A 20,321-nucleotide genomic window follows, 5' to 3' on the forward strand; every position below is an offset into this window, starting at 1 on the left:
CATGCCGGGCGTTCCCAGCGTCCGACGGCCGGGACGAAGGTCGAACGCCGAAGGACGAACGACGAAGGTCGAACGACGAAAGGGCTCTCGACGATGACCACAGCCATGCACCTATCGTCGCAGCTCGCCGTCAATGTGCTGGACGCCCGGTCGTTGCTGTCCGCCTTCGGCGTGCTGGGCGTGGGTGTGGTGCTGTTCGCCGAGACCGGCCTGTTGATCGGCTTCTTCCTGCCGGGCGACTCGCTGCTGTTCACGGCCGGTCTGCTGTGCACCGGCTCCGCCGACCGCGGCCTGAGACTCTCCCTCGCCCCGCTGCTGGTCGCCGCGGCGGTGGGGGCGCTGGCGGGCGCCCAGTGCGGATATCTCCTGGGCCGAAGAGCGGGCGGCGCCCTGCTCGCCCGCAGCCGCTCGGCCCGTCTGCACGAGGGGGCGCAGCGCGCGGAGGAGCTTCTGGAGCGCTACGGATACGCGAAGGCGATCGTGCTGGCCCGCTTCGTCCCGGTGGTGCGCACCGTCCTGAACCCGATGGCGGGCGCCCTGCGGGTGCCGGTGCGGACGTTCACCGGGTGGCAGGTGGCGGGCGGGCTGGTGTGGAGCCTCGGTCTCACGCTGGCGGGATACGCGCTGGGCTCCTCCGTGCCGAACGTGGACCGGTATCTGCTGCCGATCGTCGCGGTGATCGTGGCCCTGTCGCTGATTCCGCTCGCCGCCGAGGCGTACCGCTCACGCCGTGACGCGCGGGCGAAGGCCGAGGAGGCACGCGGATGATCCTCGCCCTCGACGGCTCGTCGGTCGACGGCTCGGCCTACACCGATGTGGTGAACCTCGCCCGGCACGCTCCCGCGTGGCTGGACGACACGGCGTCGGCGTGGTCGACGTACGGACTCGCCCTGTTCGCGGCGCTCATGACGATCGGCTGGTGGCGCGCCCGGCGGGCGGGAGCCACCGCGTCCGTGACGGCGCTCGCCGTGCCGTTCGCCGTGGTCGTCGCCTACGCGGCGGATGCGGTGCTGAAGCTTCTGGTGCGAGAGGACCGGCCATGTCAGAGCCTACGGGCGGCGACGCTGGAGGCGTGTCCCGCGCCGGGCGACTGGTCCTTCCCCAGCAACCACGCGGCCATCGCCGCGGCCGCTGCCGTCGGCCTGCTCTTCGTCTCCCGTCGGCTCGGCGCCCTCGCCGCGGTGGCCGCCTGCGCGATGGCGGCCTCACGGGTCTGGGTCGGCGCACACTACCCCCACGACGTGCTGGCAGGGGTCGTGGTGGGCGCGCTGACCGCCCTGCTCGTCATGTCGGCACTGCGCAGGCGTGCTGAGGCCGCGGCCCTGCGGCTCACGGCCACCCGCCTGCGTCCGCTGCTGGTGGCGGCGTCATGAAGCGCGGCGACGTCGCCGAACTGGCCGGCAGCTGCGGCCTCGGCGCATGGGCGGCGTTCGGCGTACTGACCGTGGTCGTGGCGGGCCACGACGGCGGGCCGCTGTTCGCGGACGCCGACCTGCTGTCGTGGTCCGTCGGCCACCGCCCCGACGTGGCGGTGGCGTTCGCCCGCGGGCTGACCGCCACCGGGACGGGCCTCATCCCGTTCGCGCTGGCCGCGCTGGCCGGAATCATCGCGGGACGCACCCTCCGGCAGCGCGCGCTCGCCGTCGCGCTCTGTCTGGCCTGCCTCGCAGGGGGCCAGGCGCTGCGGTACGCGGTGATGACGCTCGTCGCGCGGCCGCGGCCACCCCTGACGGACTGGGAGACGCATGCCTCGGGATGGGCGTTCCCGTCCGGTCACACCACCACGGCGGCCCTCACCGCGGGGCTGCTGATCATCGCCGTCCGAGTGCGCGCCCCACGGGGCGCGACCCTGCTCGCGCTGGTCATCGGCGGCTGGGGCGCGCTGGTCGGACTGACCCGCGTCTACCTCGGGGTGCACTGGTTCACCGACGTCGCCGGCGGCTGGCTGTTCGCGCTCGGCTGGCTGGGAGTGTGCCTGTGCGCCGTGGCCCGCCGCCTGCCCGAGCGCTCGACCCCTCCTACGACGGACACGGCACGAGCACAGAAGGAGGGCCATGCGCCGGACGATCCTGGTGGTCGAGGACGATCACGACCTGCGTGACGTGCTGATGCGCGGGCTGCGCGAGGAGGACTTCGACACCGTGCCCGCGCCGGACGGCGCCACCGCCCCTGCGGCTGGCCACCGCCGACATCTGTGCCGCCGTGCTCGACATCGGGCTGCCCGACGCCGACGGGCGGGACGTGTGCCAGGCGATGCGCGCGAACGGATTCCTCTCCCCGGTCATCTTCCTGACCGCCCATCACCGGCTGCCCGACCGGCTCGCCGGGTTCTCGGCCGGCGGCGACGACTACCTCACCAAGCCGTTCCACCTCACCGAACTCGCGGCCCGCCTGCGGGCAGCCCTGAAACGGGCCGCGCCGCCACCTGCCGCCACGACCGGAGACCTGGTACTGGACGCCGTCCGGCACATGGTCAGCGTCCGAGGAAACCGGGTCGATCTGACCCCGACCGAGTTCCGTCTCCTGGCCGTGCTCATGGCGGCCTCCGGCGGCACCGTGCGCCGCCGCGAGCTGGTCAGGGCAGGCTGGCCCGAGGGCGCCCAGGTCCACGACAACACCCTCGACCAGTACCTGACCCGACTGCGCCACAAGCTGCGCGAGGCGGGCAGCGACCGCACGATCGGCACGGCCCGCGGGATCGGCCACCGTCTGTCATGAGCGGTATCCGCCACCAGCCGCGGCCCGCCACGACCGCCCTGCGCCACCGGCCGGCGCCCCGCACACTGCGCGGCCGGCTCTCCCTGGTGGCCCTCACCACGGCCACGCTGCTGATGCTGGTCCTCACCGTCGCCTTCAACGCCGTGGCCGGCCACCGCCTCCAGCACCAGGCGGACGACGAACTGCGCACCCGCGCCGCCGCCGTCGCGACGACCGTCGACACCAGCGGCACGACGGTACGCGTCCTGGAAACGTCCCACGACGAACTCCTCGACACCAACGTCTGGATCTACACCGGCCGACGCCTGCTGGAAGAGCCGCCGAACGCCGGCCCCCTGACCCGCGTCGCCGACGCGCTCGCCGGGCGCGGCGGGCGGCACTGCGTCACCGCCGACGTCCACGGCCCCCTCCGGCTGTGCTCGCAGCCGGTGTCCGGGGAGAAGAGCGAGGCCACGGTGGTCACGGCACTCGACCTCTCCCCCTACCGGAGTTCGGCCGACACGCTGCTCCTGGGCTCGCTCGCCCTGGACGCCGTGATGCTCGCCTGCACCTACGCCCTGACCCGGCTGGCGGTCGGCCGCGCGCTGCGGCCCGTCCGCACTATGACCGACCAGGCCATCCAGTGGAGCGCCGTCGCCTCCGAAGAACGCTTCGGCCAGATGCGCCACCCGGCCGAACTCGCCCGCCTCGGTACGTCGCTGGACTCCATGCTGGACCGCATCCGCACCCTTCTGCGCTACGAGCGGCAGCTCACCGGCGAGCTCTCGCACGAGCTGCGTACCCCGCTGAGCCGGATCATCGCCGAACTCGACTGGTGGCAGACCCGCCCGCGCACGGCGGACGAGACCCGCGCCGCCCACAAGGTCATCGCGGATGCCGCCGAGTCCATGCGGACCATCTGCGACACCCTCCTGGACGACGCCCGGGGCGGCACAGTCACCGCTCCGGGCACCGCCGACATCCTGCCCACGCTGCACCGCCTCGCCGAACTCCTGGACGTGCCGCCCCACTTGACGGTCACCACCGACAGCGCACCTCTGACGGCCGGGGTCCCACCCGCCCTCCTCGAACGCATCGTCAGCCCGCTCCTCGCCAACGCCTGCCGCTACGCCCGCGCCGGCGTCACCGTTGGCGCCTGCCGCACACCCGACGGCGTGCGTGTCGACGTCGTCGACGACGGTCCCGGCGTACCGCCCTCGTTCGTCGGACAGCTCTTCGAGCCCGGTCGACGTGCGGATCCCGGCGACGGCCACGGGGGAGCGGGCCTGGGGCTGCCGCTGGCGCGACGCCTGGCCCGCTCCGTCGGCGGCGAGGTGGCGTACGACCCCGGGCATACACCCGGGGCGCGGTTCGTGGTCAGCCTGCCCGCCGGGTGACGTCGGCCGCGCTCGGCCCCTCACGGCATGACGTCATGCCGGACGTCCTTGTGAGAGGCCGCCAGATAGCCGACGAAGCCGAGGATGGCCACCGTCCAGGACAGCGTGACCGGCCCCAGACCCAGGTCGAGTCCGCCTCGGTCGTGGCCGACGGCCATCCAGTCGGCGACGGAGGCCCCCAGCGGGCGGGTGATGACGTACGCGGTCCAGAAGGCGGTCACCGCGTTCAGGCTCCCCCCTCGGTGAGCGACGGCCGGTACGGCGATCGCGACGGCGTACAGCACCGCGGAACCCAGGTAGCCGAGGCCGATCGTGGCGGTGAGGTCGCCCGCGGCAGTGCCCAACGCGAAGGTGGCCAGCACCGCGGCCCAGTAGAAGGTCTCGCGGCGCCGGGTGTGGATGCTGTGGATGGACAGGGTGCGTTCGCTGCGGTACCAGAGGGCGAAGACGGCGGCCAGCGCCACCATGAAGAACGGCGTCGACAGCGTGTACGGCACACCGAGGCCGACGTGCAGGACGTCGGCGGCCATCGTGCCGAACACGCTGACCATGACGATCGCCGTCCAGTAGATCCAGGCCACGTACCGGCGGACGGCGAACTGCACCACCAGAGCGGCCGCCAGGGCGACGCCGCCGACGCCGACAGCGGGGACAGGGCCGAGCAGATGGGCGAGAAAGTCGGAGGCCGTCTCGCCCATGCCCGTCGTCAGCACCTTGATGATCCAGAAGTAGACGGTCACCTCCGGCACCTTGCTCGCTGTGTGTCGGGCGTGGCGCGCATGCCGGTCGTGAGTGAGGTGATCAGTCGTCATGGCAGGCACGATGGCACGGTGCCCGCCGCTTGCCCCAGACCCCTTTGCCAGAGTTTTGGCGCCTCTGGTGCCTTCGTTGCCCGAGGCCCGTCCAGGCCTGAAAGCAACCTGAACACGATGGCCGAAGAGCTGGTCACGGGCGCGCGACGGGTGTACTGGGCCCAGTTCAGTTGGTTAGGGTGGCGAACAGAGACTGATTCCGACGTTCTTGGCCAGGGTGACGGCCGGTCCGGCTCAGTTGGTGCAGGAGGGGGAGATGCATCGCAGGGTTGCAGCGGCAGCCGGCGACCGAAGCACCGTGGGGACCGGACGCGGTGGGCGGGGGACCGGCCGGTCGGCGCCCCCGGTGCTGCCCCGGTCGCTGCGCGCATGGCTCGGACCGATCGCGGCGCTCGCCGCGCTGGTGGTCGTCGTGCTCGGGATCGTGTACGCCGGCCACGGCGAGCCCGGCAGAGTGGACCGGTGGATCGTCCAGCCGACGGCGGACAGTGTGCGGCCGCCCTGGAGGCGCGTCGCCCTGGTCCTGGACTTCCTGGGGGAGCCCGCCGGATCGGCGATGCTTGTCACGGCCGTCGTGGCGGGCTGCCTGCTGCTTCGGCGTCATCGCGCGGCGGTGCTCGTCGTCGCCGGCCCCGCCCTGACCGTGGGGACGACGACGCTGCTCAAGCACGTGGTGGGACGCACCATCCACGGCGACGACAACCTGTCCTATCCGAGCGGGCACACCGCCTTCCTCACCTCGCTCGCCCTCGTGGTGGCCCTGCCCGCGACCGGCCGGCTCGGCCTCGCCAGGACGGCCGGCACGTCACTCGTTCTCGCCGCGGCGCTGGTCGCCGGCGCCGCCATGGGCTGGGCGCAGGTCGCCCTGGGCGCGCACTACCCGACCGACGTCCTCGCCGGCTGGTGCACCGCGCTGGCGGTGATCCCGGCGACCGCGTGGCTGATCGACCGGACCGCCGACGCCCGTCAGCCAGAACGCCGCTGACGTCACGTCATGTCACGGCACGGCACGGCACGTCATGTCACGCCAAGCGCCGGAACACGGGTTGCACAGGCCGCCCGGCCAGCCAGGGGGTGGGGTCGGCCGAGTCAAGTGCCTTCCGGTACACCGCACACGCCTGGGCCACCACGTCGACGGTGTGATCGATGTCGGCGTCGTCGAGCGCGCTGCTCACCACGAACGACGGGGCCAGCACCCCGCCCGCGAGAAGCCGGCGCAGGAACAGCGTGCGGTACCGCTGTGACGGCTGGAGGTTCTCGTCGAGGGTGGCGAAGACCAGGTTGCTGGCCCGGCCCCGGACGACGAGGTGGTCGCCGACGCCCATGGCGGCCGCGGCGTCGCGGACACCGGCCGCCAACCGCTCGCCGAGGGCGTGCAGCCGCGCGGTGACGCCCTCTTCGACGTAGGTGGTGAGCACGGCCATCGCGGCTGCCAGGGAGTGCGTCTCCGCCCCGTGCGTGGTGGACAGCAGGAACACCCGCTCGCCGGAGTGACGCAGCCCGCCCCGCTCCATCAGCTCGCGGCGCCCGGCCAGCGCGGAGACGGCGAACCCGTTGCCCAGCGCCTTGCCGAAGGTGGAGAGGTCGGGGACGACGCCGTACAGGCCCTGGGCGCCCGCCTCGGACCAGCGCAGACCGGTGATCATCTCATCGAAGATCAGTACGCAGCCGTGCCGGTCGGCGAGTTCGCGCAGGCCGGCGAGGTACCCGGGCGGCGGCTCGGTGTGGGTGGCGGGTTCGAGGATCAGGCAGGCGACCTCGCCCTGGTACCGGGTGAGCAGTGCCTCCGTGGCGGCCAGGTCACCGTAGGGGAAGGACACGGTGAGCTCGTTGGTCGCCGCCGGAATGCCGGCGGACATCGGGGTGGTGCCGATGAACCAGTCGTCGACGGAGAAGAAGGGATGGTCGGCGCAGAGAGCCACCCGCGGGCGCCCGGTGGCGGCGCGGGCGAGGCGCACCGCGGCGGTGGTGGCGTCGGAGCCGTTCTTCGCGAACTTCACCATCTCGGCGGTGGGCACCGTCGCCAGGAACAGTTCCGCGGCTTCGACCTCCACGATGGACGGCCGGACGAAGTTGCTGCCGCGGTCGAGTTGCCTGCGCACCGCCTCGATCACGCGTGGGTGGGCGTGGCCGAGGCTGACCGACCGCAGACCGGAGCCGTACTCGATGTAGCTGTTGCCGTCGACGTCCCACACGTGGGCTCCGTGGCCGTGGCTGATGACCGGGGCCACGTGCTCGGGGTACTGGTCGTCGCCCTTGGCGTAGGTGTGCGCGCCCCCGGGGATCATGGCGTGCAGCCGCTCGTTCGCGCTCCGCGACCGGGGCAGGAGGAGTTCCGCGGTGTCTACGGTGTCCACACCGACCTCAACTTTCTACTGTTGCTTCAGGACCTCGGCGAGGCTCGGCGCCTCGCGGTCCCGCTGGGACATCGATGTGACCGGCAGCGGCCAGGGAATGGCGAGCTCCGGGTCGTCGAAGGCGATCGTCACGTCCTCGGACGGATCGTGCTGACGGTCGATACGGTAAGAGGTGTCCGCGATTTCGGTAAGAGCCTGGAAGCCGTGCGCGCATCCCGCCGGGATGTACACGGTCTGCTGCGTCTCGCCGGACAGCTCGAAGAAGGCCCGGCCCAGGTACGTCGGCGAGTGCGGCCGCAGGTCCACGACGACGTCGAAGATCTGCCCGTACGAGCACCGCACCAGCTTGGCCTCGCCGGCGCCGGAGCGCAGGTGCAGGCCGCGCAGCACACCCCGGACCGAGCGGGACACGCTGTCCTGGACGAAGGCGTGCGGGTCGAGGCCCACCGAGCGGACGACATCGGCGTCGAAGGTGCGGCAGAAGAAGCCGCGTTCGTCGGCGTACGGCGTCGGCTCGAACAGGTACGCGCCGGCGATCTCCGGGACTTCGATCGCTTTCATGGAGCCTCCTGCCGGGCGTGGGCCTGCTCGTGGTCGGTCGTCGGGAACAGGGTCGTGGTCAAGGCGGTGAACTGCTGGGCGAGTTGCTGTGCGGCGACCCGGTTTCGCTCGGTGAGGGTCTGCCGTACCTCCGCCGCGTGTTTCTCCAGGTCCCGGAACTGCTCGAGCAGCCGGTCGGCGTCGACCTCGCGTGCCGGGTGGCAGTACGCGCCGAGGCCCATCCGGTCCATGAGCGCGTTGCTCTTCGCCGCGTAGCACAGGGCGAGCACGGGCGTTCCGGTCTTCAGCGCGCAGATCAGGTTGTGGTAGCGCACGGCCACCACGGTGTCGGCGGCCGCCATCTCGTTCATCAGGTCGGCCAGTGAGGCCGGTTCGGCCGCGGTGACCAGCGGTGAGTCGACGGCGTCGAGGATCGCGGCGACCACCGACAGATCGCACTGGTCGCCGGTGAGGAGCCGGACCGGTCTGCCCTCCTCGACGAGCGCGCGGACGAACGTGATCGTCCCGTCGAGGTAGCGCCGGAATATCTCGTCGGCACGGGCGCGGTCGTCGTTGCCGCCGTGGAAGTCCATGACGCCGAGGCAGACGGGACCCGGCGCGGCGGTGGGCGCGCTCGCCGGTGGCGTCGGCAGGGAGAACGCGAGGTCGGGGTAGACCTCGTCGCGGGCGGTGTCCACGCCCATCGCGCGCATCGCGTCGCGGGACTGGGTGTCCCGGTACGACCGGTACGCGGCGAGCCGTGCCGACCAGCGCACCAGGGCCCGGGTCGGGCGGCTCTGGATCTCGGCGGCGCCGACGCTGACCAGGGCGACCCGGGTGCCCAGCAGCCGTCCGCTCGCGCTGAGCAGGAAGAGCGAGTAGGGGAAGCCCCACGGCCGCAGCGGCAGGGTGGCCTCCAGGACGCCCATGCCCGGCACGATGACCACGTCGTGCCGGCGGACCCAGGCGGCGGTGCGGAAAGCGTCGACGAGTTTGCCGAGTCCCTTCGACGCGACCGCGCCCGCACGGGACGCGGTCCGGTACTCCGCGCGGTTCCAGTGCAGCCGCGTCGCGGGGATCCCGAACTTGGCGGTCACCGCCTCGGGTCCGCCGCACAGCGCGTCCACGCTCGCGTCCGGATGCTCGGTGCGGAGGTAGCCGAGTACGGCTTCCAGCGACCCGTCGTTGCCGAGGTTGCCGGAGCCGAGCAGACCGAACACCCCGACGCGCACCGGGGTCTGCTCCGTGGACGTCATGCCTGCCTCCCTTCACGGCCGGCGACGAGTGCGTCGACGGAGACGGTGAGCAGGGCCGGGTCGACCGGGGCGCGGTCCTCGACCCGCTCGCCGGCGCCCGGCCGGACCCGGCTGGTCATCCATGCGGCCAGGTGGCGGTAGCAGGCGCGCCGGTCGGCCGGGGACAACGGCGCCCGCCGGATCGCCGCGACGAAGCCCCAGACGTACTCGGCGAGCAGCCGGGGCGTCGGGTGCAGCGGGCCTGCCCGGCGCGGGTCCAGGTTGACGCACCGGGAGCGCTTGGACGGGTTCGCCCGCTCGGCGCGGGTGGGGTGGTCGCGGCGGAAGTACAGCAGCTCCGGCACCTGGTGGAAGGGCCCGTGCAGGGCGATCTCGGCGACGAAGGTGCGGTCCGCGTGGTGGTAGCTGTCCATCGGCGTGACCCGGCGCAGTGCGTCGGCCCGGATCACGCCGTAGAAGTCGTCGCCGCCGGGCTCGAACAGCATGCTGCGGAAGCGCTCCGGCGCGTGCGGTGAGCCGGTGGCGAGGGTGTACTCGTAGGGGACCTTCACCTGGCCGTTCTCGTCGATGACCGCCTGGTCGGCGTGGGCGAGGATGACGTCCGGCCGCTCGTCCAGCGCCTCGATGCAGCGGCGCAGCAGGTCGCGGGCGTAGAGGTCGTCGTGCGAAGCCCACTTGAAGAGCTCGCCGCGGCACTCGGCGAACACCCGGTTGTGGTTCGGCGTGGCGCCGATGTTCCGGGGCAGCCGGAGGTAGCGGATGCGGGAGTCCTGCGCGGCGTACTTGCGGCAGATGTCCTCGGTCCCGTCGGCGGAGGCGTTGTCGGAGATGACCAGCTCGAAGTCCTCGTAGGTCTGGCCGAGCAGGGCGTCGAGCGACTCGGCCAGGTACTCCTCGCCGTTGTAGACGGGCAGGCCGATCGTCAGCCTGGGTTGGGAGGTCATGAAGTCCTCACTTCGGGAACGGAGTTGGGGTGGCGCTCGCGCAGGGCGAAGCGCAGTTGCAGCCACCACACGGCCGAGCCGCCGACGGTGGCCGCGGCTACGCCCCAGGCCGAGCCGACCGTGCCGGCGAGGGCCGCTCCGCCGAGGCCGCCGCCGACGTAGCAGACGGAGGCGAACAGCTGGGAGCGCAGGCTGCGCTTGGCGGCACCGAGGGCGCGCAGCCCGGCCGCCGCGCCGGTGCCGAGGCCGGCGCCCGCGACGCTGAAGGTGATCGGCAGCAGGAGCTGCGAGGCCGAGTGCCAGACGCTGCCGAGCGCCAGCTCACCGAGCCGGTTCGGCAGCAGCAGCAGCGAACCGCCCCAGAGCAGCGCGGCGGTGGCCTGCCCGCCGCCCAGCAGGAGACAGAACCTGCCGAGGCGGTGTGGGGCCTGCCGCAGCACCCGTGCCGCCTCCGGGACGGTGACCAGGGACAGTCCCATCAGCACGGCGAGGAAGGGGCCCATCAGGAGCTCGGCACCCCGCACCGCGCCCACCGCGCCGAGCCCGACGATCGCGCCGAGCCCGTAGGCCCGCAGTTGGCTCGCACCGCTGAGGCTGACGTTCTCGACGAGATACCGGTAGCCGAGATCGCGCTGCTCGCGCAGCCACCCGCGCGCCTCGGTCATCCGGGGCCGGATGCCGGACTGGAGGCAGCCGTACGCGGCGGCCACCGCGGCGGACGCGCCCCAGGCGAGGACGAAGGCGGCAACGGTGCCCACGCGGGCCGCCAGCACCATGGCCGGGACGAGCGCCACACACCACACGACGTCGTTGACGAAAGCCTTGCGCCCGTTGCCCGCGGCGAAGAACGAGAACCGCCAGGCGTCCTGCAGCAGCAGCCCCGGCAGCATGACGCCCAGGCAGACGAACGCGGGCCCCAGCCGGCCGCCGAGACCCAGCCCGGCCGCCACAGACACCACACCGATGGCGGTACCCACGCCGAACGCGGTACCCGACGACCGGACCACCGCCCCGCGCCAGGACGCCTCCGGCACGCCGCTGAAGCGCACCACGAGCGGGTCGGTCGCCAGGCCCCGGGAGACGTTCAGCACCACGCCGTAGGTCACCCAGGCCAGGCTGAACACACCGAACGCGGTGACCCCCAGCGAGCGGGCCACGTAGATGCCCACCGCGAAGTTGCTGATGCTGGAGGCCGCCTGGTCGGCCAGTCCCCAGGACAGCCGGCCGACCAGGGCCCGCTTGGCGGATCGGGCCGGCGGCGCCGTTGTCCGGGAACTCTCCCCCTCGACGGGCATGGACGTCATGTCTTGATCAGCCCTGCCTCGTGCAGGGCGTCGGCCGCTGCGGCCACGGCGTCGAACGGCAGCCCGGACCGCTCGGCGACGTCCAGCAGACCGTGCTCGCCGTCGGAGAGGCTGAGCACCCAGAGCATGGCCATCTGGGCCTGCTTGGTGTCGCTGCGCCCACCGAGCGCGTCGTACAACCCGCGCCGTCCCAGCTGTGGTTCGCCGTAGGGACTGAGGTTGACGTAGCGCCGGTTGCGGTCGAGGACGGCGAACGCCTCGCGGCAGACCGCGAGGGTGTCGGCCATCGCCTCCGGGGAGACGAAGTCCAGGTTGTCCGCCGAGGTGTGGTACTCGGGGTAGCCCGCGTACGGGGTCCGGGTGAGCGAGCCGACGCCGAGGTCGAACCCGGGCGAGCAGTACTGCCGCTCGTCGTAGCCGTACGGGGTGAACTCGTTGATCTGGTGCGGACGTTCGGAGACGGCCAGCACGTGCCGCAGCACCTTGTCGATCTCGGCGTCGCCGCGTCTGCTCTGCTTGTACGTCAGGCTGCCCGGGTCGCCGGCGCAGGCCAGCACCAGCCCGTGCTTGACCCGCTCCACCCGCGCCGCGTTGCGGGCCAGCCAGGTGATCGCCCCGATGGTGCCGGGCGCGAAGATGAACCGGTAGGTGTAGTACGGCGTTTCCTCGGCCAGCGCCCGGGCCAGGTACGTCGCCACCGCCACGCCGGCCATGTTGTCGTTCGCGAGCGCCGGGTGGCAGGTGTGGCAGGAGACGATCACCTCGTCGGCGACCTGCCCGGGAACCACATGCTCGGCGTAGGTGAGATGGCCGTCGGCGAGCGTGGAGTCGATGCGCACCTCGTACGCGCCGTCCGGCATCGCGTCCAGGGTGTCCTGGGCCAGGCAGAACCCCCACTCCGGCTGGTAGTAGCTGGTGCGGTACGGCACCCAGGACGGGTGGTCGGGCAGGGTGTGCAGGTGTTCACGCAGTTCGGTGAGCGGCATGGTCGCCGACACCGGCACGCTGTAGCCGAGCACGTGCAGGCTGGACGCGGCGAAGTCGACGACCCGGTGGCCCGCGGCGTCGGCGATGTACGCGTCGCGGATGTTCCACTCCTGCGGCACCGTCCAGTCGAGGACCTGGGTCCCGGTCGGCACCTCGTGCATCTGCAGCGGGACGTACTCGCCGACGATGTCCAGGGTGGCGCGCACCCCGTCGCCGGTGATGCTCCGGCACAGCGGGTACAGCCGCTCCACCAGGGCGTACATCTCGTCGCCGGCACCCTTTTTTACATGTGTGGTCACCGGCGCCACCGCAGGGTCTCGTCGACGGTGCCGGCGTCGGAGGCCGCGCGCAGCACGGCGAGGCGGGTGAAGCGCCGGTCGAAGTCCTCCTTGGTCAGCCCGAACTTCCCGTAGGCGTCGGCCAGTTCGAGCGCACCGCGCTTGACCGTCCACTCGCAGTCGAAGCCGGGGATCGCGGCGCGGAACCGGGAGAAGTCCACCCGGTACGACCGCGGATCGGCGCCGTTCTCCCCGGTGATGTTCACCTTGGAGCCCGGCACCGCCTCGGCGACCTGCTCGGCGATCTCGGCGACCGTGACGTTGTTGGTCTCGCTGCCGATGTTGAACGCCCGGTCGTGCACCGCTTCCCGCGGCGCGGTCAGCGCGGCCGCGAAGGCCCGGGCGATGTCGGCGGCGTGCACCAGCGGGCGCCAGGGCGTGCCGTCGGAGAGCACAAGGACTTCGCCGGACAGGAGCGCGTGGCCCACCAGGTTGTTCAGCACGATGTCGGCGCGCAGCCGGGGCGAGTAGCCGAAGGCGGTGGCGTTGCGCATGTACACCGGGCTGAAGTCGCCGTCGGCGAGCGCGTGCACATCGTCCTCCACCCGCACCTTGGACTCCGCGTACGGCGTGACCGGGCGCAGCGGGGCGTCCTCGGCCACCAGATCGTCGCCGCCCGCGGCGCCGTAGACCGAGCAGGTGGACGCGTACAGGAAGCGCTGCACTCCGGCGTCGCGGGCCAGCCGGGCCAGCCGTACGGACGCGTGGTGGTTGATGTCGTAGGTGAGGTCCGGCGCCAGCGATCCCAGCGGGTCGTTGGACAGCGCGGCCAGGTGGATCACGGCGTCCACCCCGGCCACGTGTTCGGCCGTGACGTCGCGCAGGTCCACCCGGTGCCCCGGCGGGTCCGCGGGCGTCGGGCCGAGGACGCAGTCGGCGAACAGGCCGGCGTCCAGGCCGACGACCTCGTGTCCGGCGGCCGCGAGGACCGGGGCCATCACGGTGCCCAGATAGCCCTGGTGTCCGGTCAGTAGTACGCGCAAGGTTCAACCCCCCAGGTTGAGCGTGAGTTTGGCGACGTCGAACGCCTCGGCATAGCGCGCCTGGCATTCGATGCCGCGGATCCGGGCAAGGCCGAGGAAGGCCTCCCGGTCGTACCAGGGCCGGTGCCGCTGCGAGGGGTAGTGCTCCTGCAACAGCCGCACCTTCTGTTCGGCGATCTCCGACGACAGCGGCTGGTACGCCGCCGGACGGCCGAGATCGCCGTCCCACTTGACGATCTCGTAGCCGAGCACGAGATGGTCGCGGAACGCGGTGGGGATCAGCTTCGCCAGGCCGCGGTGATCCTGGTGCGCGTCAGCGATGCGCGGGGCCAGGACCAGATCCGGGTCGGTCTGAGCGCGCAGCTCCTCGACCGCGGCCTTGGCCTCCTCCCAGTGCGCCGGCAGCCGGCCGTCGGGCAGCTTGTGCACGGTCAGCCGCAGGTCGGCGCCCGGGCAGAAGGCGGCGAGCGCGGCCGCCTCCTCCTGCTCCCGCTCGCTGCCACCGCCGGAGAGCACCAGCGCGTCGACGCGGACACCCGGTCGCGCGAGGCACAGCGTCAGCAGTGTGCCGCCGGCGCCGATGGCGATGTCGTCGCAGTGCGCGCCCACCGCGACGATCCGGTCCAGGCGCCCGGCCCCGAGGCGGATCACGCGCCGACCCCGGCGTCGTCCCGCTCCCACACGGCCCACGGGCGTTCGCCCCGGGTGTAGGCGTCGTCGAGCGCGGCCCGCTCCTTCACGGTGTCGGTCGGCTTCCAGAAACCGCGGTGCTGGTGCGCCACCAGCCGCCCGCGCTTGGCCAGTTGGGCGCATCCGTCGGCGACCAGGTCCCCGTTCTCCGGGATGTGGTCGAAGATCTCCTGGCGGAGCACGAAGTAGCCGCCGTTCTCCCACAGCGGCAGTTCGCTGACCGCGGTGATGCCCCCCACCAGTCCGTCCTCGCCCAACTCCACGCAGTGGAACGAGGACTGCGGCGGCACCACCATCATCGACGCACCGGCGTCACGCCGGGCGAACCGGTCGATCATCTCCGGCAGCGGGGCGTCGGTGAGCACGTCGGCGTAGTTGGCGAGGAACATCTCGTCGCCGTCCAGGTGGTGCCGCACCCGGCGCAGCCGCTCCCCGATCGGTGACTCGATGCCGGTCTGGGCGAACGTGATCGTCCAGTCGGCGATGTCGGTGGACAGCAGCTCGGTCCGCCCGCCCCGCAGCACGAAGTCGTTGGACGTCGTCTCCTCGTAGTTGAGGAAGAAGTCCTTGATGTGGTGAGCCCCGTAGCCGAGGCACAGGATGAACTCCCTGTGCCCGAAGTGCGCGTAGTAGCGCATGACGTGCCAGATCAGCGGCCGCGGGCCGACCATCGCCATCGGCTTGGGCACGTCGTCTGCGGCGCCGCTGCGCATCCGCATCCCGTAACCGCCGCAGAACAGAACGACCTTCATGCTGTGACCTTTCGGGACGCGACCTCGACAATGCTCAGTTCCGGGATGGGAAAGACCAGTCGGCCGCCCCAGTCGCCCACGAAGGACAGCTGCTCGACCAGCTCGGCCCGCAGGTTCCATGGCAGGACGAGGACGTAGTCCGGCTTGTCGGCGGCTATCCGCTCGGGCGGCAGGATCGGGATGCGGGTGCCCGGGGTGAACCGGCCGTGCTTGTAGGGGTTGCGGTCGACCGTGTACGCGAGCAGGTCGGGCCGGATGCCGCAGTGGTTGAGCAGGGTGTTGCCCTTGCCCGGAGCGCCGTAGCCGACGACCGTCTCACCGCGCTCGGCCGCCTCGATGAGGAACCTGAGCAGGTCCCGGCGCACCTTGGCCACCCGGGCGGAGAACTCGGCGTACCCGGACAGCTCCTGAAGACCGGCGGCCTTCTCCCGGGCCAGCACGTCGGCCACCCGCTGCGTCGGCTCGCCGGCCGCCTCGGCCGGCCGGGCCCACAGCCGGATGGAGCCGCCGTGCGTGGGCAGCAACTCGACGTCCACGAGCGCGAGTCCGCCGCTGGCAAGGGCCCGGATCGCGGACGCGACCGTGTAGTACTGGAAGTGCTCGTGGTAGATCGTGTCGTACTGGTTCTCCTCGATCAGGGTCAGCAGATGCTGCACCTCGATGGAGACCCAGCCGTCGTCGGCGACCAGGGCGCGCAGCCCCTGGGTGAACCCGACCACGTCGGGGATGTGCGCGTACACGTTGTTGGCCACGACCAGGTCGGCCGGGCCGTGCTCGGCGCGGACGGCCGTACCGGCCTCCGGAGACAGGAACTCCGTGAGCGTGGGCACACCCGCGTCCCGTGCCGCCGCGCCGACGTTCACCGACGGCTCGATGCCCAGGCAGCGGATCCCCCGGTCCACCACGTGCCGCAGCAGATATCCGTCGTTGCTCGCGACCTCGACCACGAAGGCGTCGGGGCCGAGAGCCAGGCGCTGTGCGGCGTCGGCGACGAACGTGCGCGCGTGCTCCACCCAGGACGTCGAGTACGAGGAGAAGTACGCGTACTCCTTGAACGTCTCCTCCGGCGTGATCAGCGGCGGGATCTGCGCCAGCCAGCAGTCGGTGCAGACCCGCAGGTGCAGCGGGTACGCGGGTTCCGGCCGGTCCAGTTGGTCCGCGGCGAGAAAGCTCTCACATGGTGGCGTCGCCCCGAGGTCGACGACGCTCGCCATCGCTTCCGAGCCGCAGAGTCGGCATCGTGTCATCTACTGTCCCCATCCCCCCTGTTCGCGCGGGTGTCCCCGCCGCGAGCCAGTGCTGACCGACCCGCGATCGCGGTGCGGTACTCGTCAACCAGGCGGTCAAGGCCGACCGCCGGGCTGAAACCCTGTTCGTAACGGAGCCGGGCCGCCTGGCCCATCTCCCGGCCCAGGTCCGGTTCGGCCGTGATCCGGCGCAGGCAGGACGCGAGCGAGGCGGGCTCGCCCGGCCGGTGCAGCAGCCCGGTCACCCCGTCCTCGACGAGTTCGACGAAGGCGCCGTGACCGGCGGCGACGACCGGCACCCCGGCCGCCATCGCCTCCACGACGACCAGGCCGAACGCCTCCAGCCACGTCGAGGGAGCCACGACGGCGACCGACCGCGCGATGGCCTTCTGGCACTCCGCGGTGTCGTACAGGCCGACGTAGCGCACGTCGTCCCGGCCCGCCGCCCAGGCGGTCACCTCCGGCTCCAGCGGCCCCGTACCGGCGATCACGAGCGGCACGCCCACACCGCCGCTCGCCGCGAGCTCGTCCCAGGCGGCCATGAGCAGCCGCACGCCCTTGGCCTCCGCGAGCCGGCCGAGATAGAGCAGATGCTCTCCGTCGCCTGCTCGGCGGTCGTCCGGGTCGGGTACGAAGTTGTGCTTCACCGCCAGCCGCTCGGCCGGCATCCCGGCCCGCACCAGGGTGTCGCGCTGGGCTGCGGAGATGCAGAAGAACCGCTCCACGCCGGACCACCAGCGCCGCCGGTTGGCCGACAGGCTGACCGCGAGCGGCACCGTGGCAAGGCGGGAGCCCCGGTAGCAGCCGTGCCGGACGGCGGGCAGCGGTACCGCCGATCCGACGCACTCGGTGCAGGGCCGGCCGTCCCGCTGCAGCGTGCCGGGCGGGCAGACCTGGGTGTAGTTGTGCAGCGTGGCGACGGCGGGCACGCCGGCGTCGGCGCAGGCGGCAAGGACCGCGGGCGACAGGAGCGGGAAGACGTTGTGGACGTGGACCACGTCCGGCCGCTCGGTGCGGAGCCGGTTGGCGAGCTCCGTGCGGACCGCCGGGTTCCACGGCACCCGCAGGGGCACCGCGACCTTGGCGAGGAGGGACATGGCGCCGATGTCGTCGCTGCGCCGCTCGAACAGCTCGACCCGGTGGCCTGCCTCGCGCAGCAGCGCCACCTCCTGGTCGACGACCTTGTTCTCTCCGCTCGGCTGTGCCGAGGCGTAGCGGTTGTGCACCACGAGGACGTGCATGCTCAGGCCACCTCCGATCTCTGGGCCCATCGCGGGCCGCGTCGTCGAGGCACTTCGGGTGTCGTGAGGGGAGTGGCCGCCGCAGGGGTCGCCAGCAGCGAGGCGGCCACGGCCAGATGGAGCAGATACGGCGAGGCGTCGCCCAGCCCGGCCTCGGTGTACGAGGCGATCGCGCAGTAGCTGATCAGGAAGATCGCGCAGGCCCTTGACAGCGACGGCGGCCGCAGCAACGCGACGCCGCCCAGCACGATGATGATCGCCGCCACCAGCGCGACGCCGGTCATGCCCTGCTCGTTGTAGACGGCCAGCCAGCTGTTGTCGATCGGCAGTCCGCCGAACGACTTGTCGCCCAGGCCCGCGCCGAACAGGTACTCCGAAGTCGTCCGGGGTGCTGACAGCAGGGCGTGCCAGACCTTCTCCCGACCGGTGAGGCTGCTGAAGTTCTCCTGGCTCTGTCCGCGCAGGAACCACGCCTGCAACGCGGAGCCGAACCCGACCGCGGCCACCGCGGCGCACACCACCGCCCAGGAGAAGAACCGGCGGGCGGCGGCGCTGGTCAGGATGAGCGACGCAATCGCCAGCGCCAGCCCGATGAGCAGGCCCAGCGTGGCGGTGCGGGTATGGGTCAGCGCGAGCAGGACGAGTGACGGCACGATGACCACCGCCGCGCTGGTCCTGTCGGTGCGGCGGCCCAGCAGGAGCAGCACGGTGAGCCCGATGATCACCGCTGCGTACTGTCCGATCTGCGGCGGAGTGAGCGGCCACAACGCGCCGACCAGCCGCCCGCCGTAGAGGTCGGGCAGGGCCGCGCCCGGTGAGATGACAAGGCCGGCGGCCACCGACCCGAGGACCGCGAAGTACATCCGGATGTGGTGCCGCACGAACGTCGGACCGCCGTCCCACCAGCGGCTGAGCAGCCACAGCGTGCCGACGAAGAGAGCCAGCCGGGCGCACCGGAACAGCGCCCCGAACCCTGACTCCAGGTTCGCGCTGGAGATCACGCTCAGCACCAGCAGCAGGGTGAGCAGGAACAGGAAGGCACTGGCCCGGATGCGCAGCCGGACATTGACCGCGAGCGCCAGGGCGAACGCGGCGACCAGCGCGCCCATGGTGACCATCTGGATGAGGGAGCGGGGCAGCGGGACGATGGTCTTCGCCCCGGCGGAGCCGAGCGTGTTGAGGACCAGCAGCCCCCAGACTGTCCCGACGATCTTCGGCGTGTGGTCCGCGCCCATCTCAACCACCGTCCCCGGCGCGGAAGGTGCTGCCCGCGTCCTGCTGGTACGGCGCGGCCTGCCACTGCGCGGAGTCGAGTGTCCGGCTCGGGTCGTGGGCGACGAACGTCCACGGTCCGACGTAGACGTTGTCGTGCCAGTGGTTGTCCTGCTTGCGGGTGATCGCCTCGGCCACCCGCTCGCCCTGGTACGGCGACCAGTCCGGATAGGTGCCGTAGTTGGCCAGCACCGCCATGCGGTCGCACTTGACCGTGCAGTCGACGACGGACTTGTCGAGCACGAAGCGGTTGCCGTGGATGTCCACCCGCTGGGTCTTCCACCTGCAGTCGGCGTAGAGCGGTGCGGTGGCGATCGCCGGCCGTGCGCAGCTGCCGGTCTTCTTCACCAGCAACGTGCAGTCACCTGAGGAGGTGTTGGCCGGGCTGTTGCAGAACCGGTCGGCGTTCTCCCACAGGGTGATCCCGGACCAGTTGTTCTCCAGCACGTTCCCGTAGATCTCGATCTTGTCCGTGCGGGCCCGGATCCGCGGTTCGCCGCCGGACTCGGACAGGTAGACGGTCGCGAACGGGAAGTTGTCGCCCTTGTCGGCGTACCTGCGGCCCTCCACCCAGTTGTTCCGGCGCATCGTGTTCTTCCGGATGATCGCGTTGTAGCTGGTCTCGTAGATCAGCGCGGCACCGTCGTTGGCCTCGAGCACGTTGTCCTCGATGAGGAAGTCGTTGTTGTTGGTGTCCGCCCACAACCCGGGCCCGCGGTTGTCGTGCACCCAGTTGCCCCGTACGTCGGCGCCGTCGACGGCCCAGAACTTGACGCCTCCGGTGCAGCCGCAGCCCGGTCGCCGCCGCTCCCAGTCGCCGGTGTTGTTGCCCACGATCTCGTTGCCCTCGACCACCAGACCGGTGACAAGGCCGCCGCTCTTGTACGCGTTCATGCCGTACTGCCCGTTGGCGCGCAGGCAGTTGGCGCGGACCTGCTGGTGGGCGCCGGCCATCAGTCCGGCGCCGGAGTTGTTCTGGATCGTCGAGTGCTCGATCACCCACCCGTCGGCCGAGTCATGGTTGACCACACCCTCGTCCTGCGGGGCGACGAAACCCTGCACGGTCAGGTAGCGGATGGTGACGCCATGGGCGGTGCCGCCGAACGCGTACTGGTTGGTCTTGCGGCCGTCGAGCACCGCGCCCGGCGCGCCGAGATAGCTGTCCCCCTCCTTGGGGATGACCTGGGCGTAGCGGTCCGGTTCGAGCCTGTGCCTGCCCGGTCGAAGCCAGAACGTGGTGTGCGGGGGACTGCTCTTGGTCTTCGCCGCCAGGTCACCGGCCACCGCGGGGTCGACGGGCACCGCGCCTTTCGGCGCCGTCGCCGGCCCGGCCGCGGGCTTGGCGCACACCCGGGCCACGGACGTGGACACGGATGCGGAGGGCACGGCGGCGGTCGGCTTCGGCGCCGCGCCCGGCGTGCTGCTCTCACAGCCGGTCGCCGCCGGCACAACCAGCGCCAGCAGTGCCGCCGGCAGCGCCCAGCGCCCCCACTTGATCACTACA

19 protein-coding genes and 1 pseudogene are annotated in these 20,321 nt (G+C 71.9%); 6 read left to right on the plus strand and 14 right to left on the minus strand.

Annotation, left to right across the window (positions count from 1 at the left end):
- Positions 1–93: 93 nt before the first annotated feature.
- The 5 genes and pseudogenes from ACZ5SK_RS04330 (at position 94) to ACZ5SK_RS04350 (ending at position 4,094) form a co-directional block, all read left to right on the plus strand.
- A complete protein-coding gene (locus ACZ5SK_RS04330; protein WP_334582763.1) occupies positions 94–768 on the plus strand; it encodes a DedA family protein in 675 nt (224 codons plus the stop codon).
- Complete coding sequence (locus ACZ5SK_RS04335) at positions 765–1,373, plus strand: phosphatase PAP2 family protein (protein ID WP_334582762.1); 609 nt, start codon at positions 765–767, stop codon at positions 1,371–1,373. Before ACZ5SK_RS04330 ends, ACZ5SK_RS04335 begins: the two co-directional genes overlap by 4 nt.
- Entirely contained in the window at positions 1,370–2,101 is a 732-nt protein-coding gene (locus tag ACZ5SK_RS04340; protein ID WP_334582761.1) for a phosphatase PAP2 family protein, read from the plus strand. Before ACZ5SK_RS04335 ends, ACZ5SK_RS04340 begins: the two co-directional genes overlap by 4 nt.
- Positions 2,055–2,718, plus strand: a pseudogene (locus ACZ5SK_RS04345) (response regulator transcription factor). The gene ACZ5SK_RS04340 and the pseudogene ACZ5SK_RS04345 overlap by 47 nt, the downstream one beginning before the upstream one ends.
- On the plus strand, positions 2,715–4,094 hold the full coding sequence (locus ACZ5SK_RS04350) for a HAMP domain-containing sensor histidine kinase (protein ID WP_361704067.1): 1,380 nt from the start codon (positions 2,715–2,717) through the stop codon (positions 4,092–4,094). The pseudogene ACZ5SK_RS04345 and the gene ACZ5SK_RS04350 overlap by 4 nt, the downstream one beginning before the upstream one ends.
- A gap of 20 nt (positions 4,095–4,114) precedes the next feature.
- Here ACZ5SK_RS04350 and ACZ5SK_RS04355 read toward each other — a convergent pair whose 3' ends face one another.
- On the minus strand, positions 4,115–4,906 hold the full coding sequence (locus tag ACZ5SK_RS04355; RefSeq protein WP_457493768.1) for a COG4705 family protein: 792 nt from the start codon (positions 4,904–4,906) through the stop codon (positions 4,115–4,117).
- A gap of 256 nt (positions 4,907–5,162) precedes the next feature.
- Between ACZ5SK_RS04355 and ACZ5SK_RS04360 the strand changes: the two genes are divergently transcribed.
- On the plus strand, positions 5,163–5,891 hold the full coding sequence (locus tag ACZ5SK_RS04360) for a phosphatase PAP2 family protein (RefSeq protein ID WP_334582757.1): 729 nt from the start codon (positions 5,163–5,165) through the stop codon (positions 5,889–5,891).
- A gap of 37 nt (positions 5,892–5,928) precedes the next feature.
- On the opposite strand, the gene ACZ5SK_RS04365 is transcribed toward ACZ5SK_RS04360, so the two are convergent.
- The 13 genes from ACZ5SK_RS04365 to ACZ5SK_RS04425 are packed head-to-tail and all read right to left on the minus strand — an operon-like array spanning position 5,929 to position 20,317.
- Positions 5,929–7,263, minus strand: a complete 1,335-nt coding sequence (locus ACZ5SK_RS04365) for a glutamate-1-semialdehyde 2,1-aminomutase (protein ID WP_334582756.1) — start codon at positions 7,261–7,263, stop codon at positions 5,929–5,931.
- A 15-nt stretch (positions 7,264–7,278) separates the two neighbouring features.
- On the minus strand, positions 7,279–7,824 hold the full coding sequence (gene rfbC / locus ACZ5SK_RS04370; protein ID WP_334582755.1) for a dTDP-4-dehydrorhamnose 3,5-epimerase: 546 nt from the start codon (positions 7,822–7,824) through the stop codon (positions 7,279–7,281).
- The gene (locus ACZ5SK_RS04375; protein ID WP_334582754.1) at positions 7,821–9,059 is read right to left on the minus strand and encodes a polysaccharide pyruvyl transferase family protein; all 1,239 of its coding nucleotides are present in this window, start codon (positions 9,057–9,059) and stop codon (positions 7,821–7,823) included. Before ACZ5SK_RS04375 ends, rfbC begins: the two co-directional genes overlap by 4 nt.
- Complete coding sequence (locus tag ACZ5SK_RS04380) at positions 9,056–10,003, minus strand: glycosyltransferase family 2 protein (RefSeq protein ID WP_334582753.1); 948 nt, start codon at positions 10,001–10,003, stop codon at positions 9,056–9,058. The genes ACZ5SK_RS04375 and ACZ5SK_RS04380 overlap by 4 nt, the downstream gene beginning before the upstream one ends.
- Positions 10,000–11,307, minus strand: a complete 1,308-nt coding sequence (locus tag ACZ5SK_RS04385) for an MATE family efflux transporter (RefSeq protein ID WP_334582752.1) — start codon at positions 11,305–11,307, stop codon at positions 10,000–10,002. Before ACZ5SK_RS04385 ends, ACZ5SK_RS04380 begins: the two co-directional genes overlap by 4 nt.
- Complete coding sequence (locus ACZ5SK_RS04390; protein WP_334583798.1) at positions 11,304–12,557, minus strand: DUF4910 domain-containing protein; 1,254 nt, start codon at positions 12,555–12,557, stop codon at positions 11,304–11,306. Before ACZ5SK_RS04390 ends, ACZ5SK_RS04385 begins: the two co-directional genes overlap by 4 nt.
- 32 nt (positions 12,558–12,589) lie before the next feature.
- Complete coding sequence (locus ACZ5SK_RS04395; protein WP_334582751.1) at positions 12,590–13,615, minus strand: NAD-dependent epimerase/dehydratase family protein; 1,026 nt, start codon at positions 13,613–13,615, stop codon at positions 12,590–12,592.
- A gap of 3 nt (positions 13,616–13,618) precedes the next feature.
- On the minus strand, positions 13,619–14,266 hold the full coding sequence (locus ACZ5SK_RS04400) for a PIG-L deacetylase family protein (RefSeq protein WP_361704055.1): 648 nt from the start codon (positions 14,264–14,266) through the stop codon (positions 13,619–13,621).
- Positions 14,263–15,057 carry a glycosyltransferase family protein gene (locus tag ACZ5SK_RS04405; protein WP_361704053.1) on the minus strand — a complete coding sequence of 265 codons (795 nt, stop codon included), beginning with the start codon at positions 15,055–15,057 and terminating at the stop codon, positions 14,263–14,265. The genes ACZ5SK_RS04400 and ACZ5SK_RS04405 overlap by 4 nt, the downstream gene beginning before the upstream one ends.
- Positions 15,054–16,304: a class I SAM-dependent methyltransferase gene (locus ACZ5SK_RS04410; RefSeq protein WP_334582748.1), complete on the minus strand. Its 1,251-nt coding sequence runs from the start codon at positions 16,302–16,304 to the stop codon at positions 15,054–15,056. Before ACZ5SK_RS04410 ends, ACZ5SK_RS04405 begins: the two co-directional genes overlap by 4 nt.
- Entirely contained in the window at positions 16,301–17,545 is a 1,245-nt protein-coding gene (locus ACZ5SK_RS04415; RefSeq protein ID WP_468575313.1) for a glycosyltransferase, read from the minus strand. The genes ACZ5SK_RS04410 and ACZ5SK_RS04415 overlap by 4 nt, the downstream gene beginning before the upstream one ends.
- Positions 17,546–17,547: 2 nt before the next feature.
- Positions 17,548–18,780: an O-antigen ligase domain-containing protein gene (locus ACZ5SK_RS04420; protein WP_334582746.1), complete on the minus strand. Its 1,233-nt coding sequence runs from the start codon at positions 18,778–18,780 to the stop codon at positions 17,548–17,550.
- Position 18,781: 1 nt separating this feature from the next.
- Entirely contained in the window at positions 18,782–20,317 is a 1,536-nt protein-coding gene (locus tag ACZ5SK_RS04425; RefSeq protein WP_361704045.1) for a right-handed parallel beta-helix repeat-containing protein, read from the minus strand.
- Between the last annotated feature and the right edge of the window lie 4 nt (positions 20,318–20,321).

The organism is Streptomyces sp. NPDC031474, assembly GCF_055581185.1.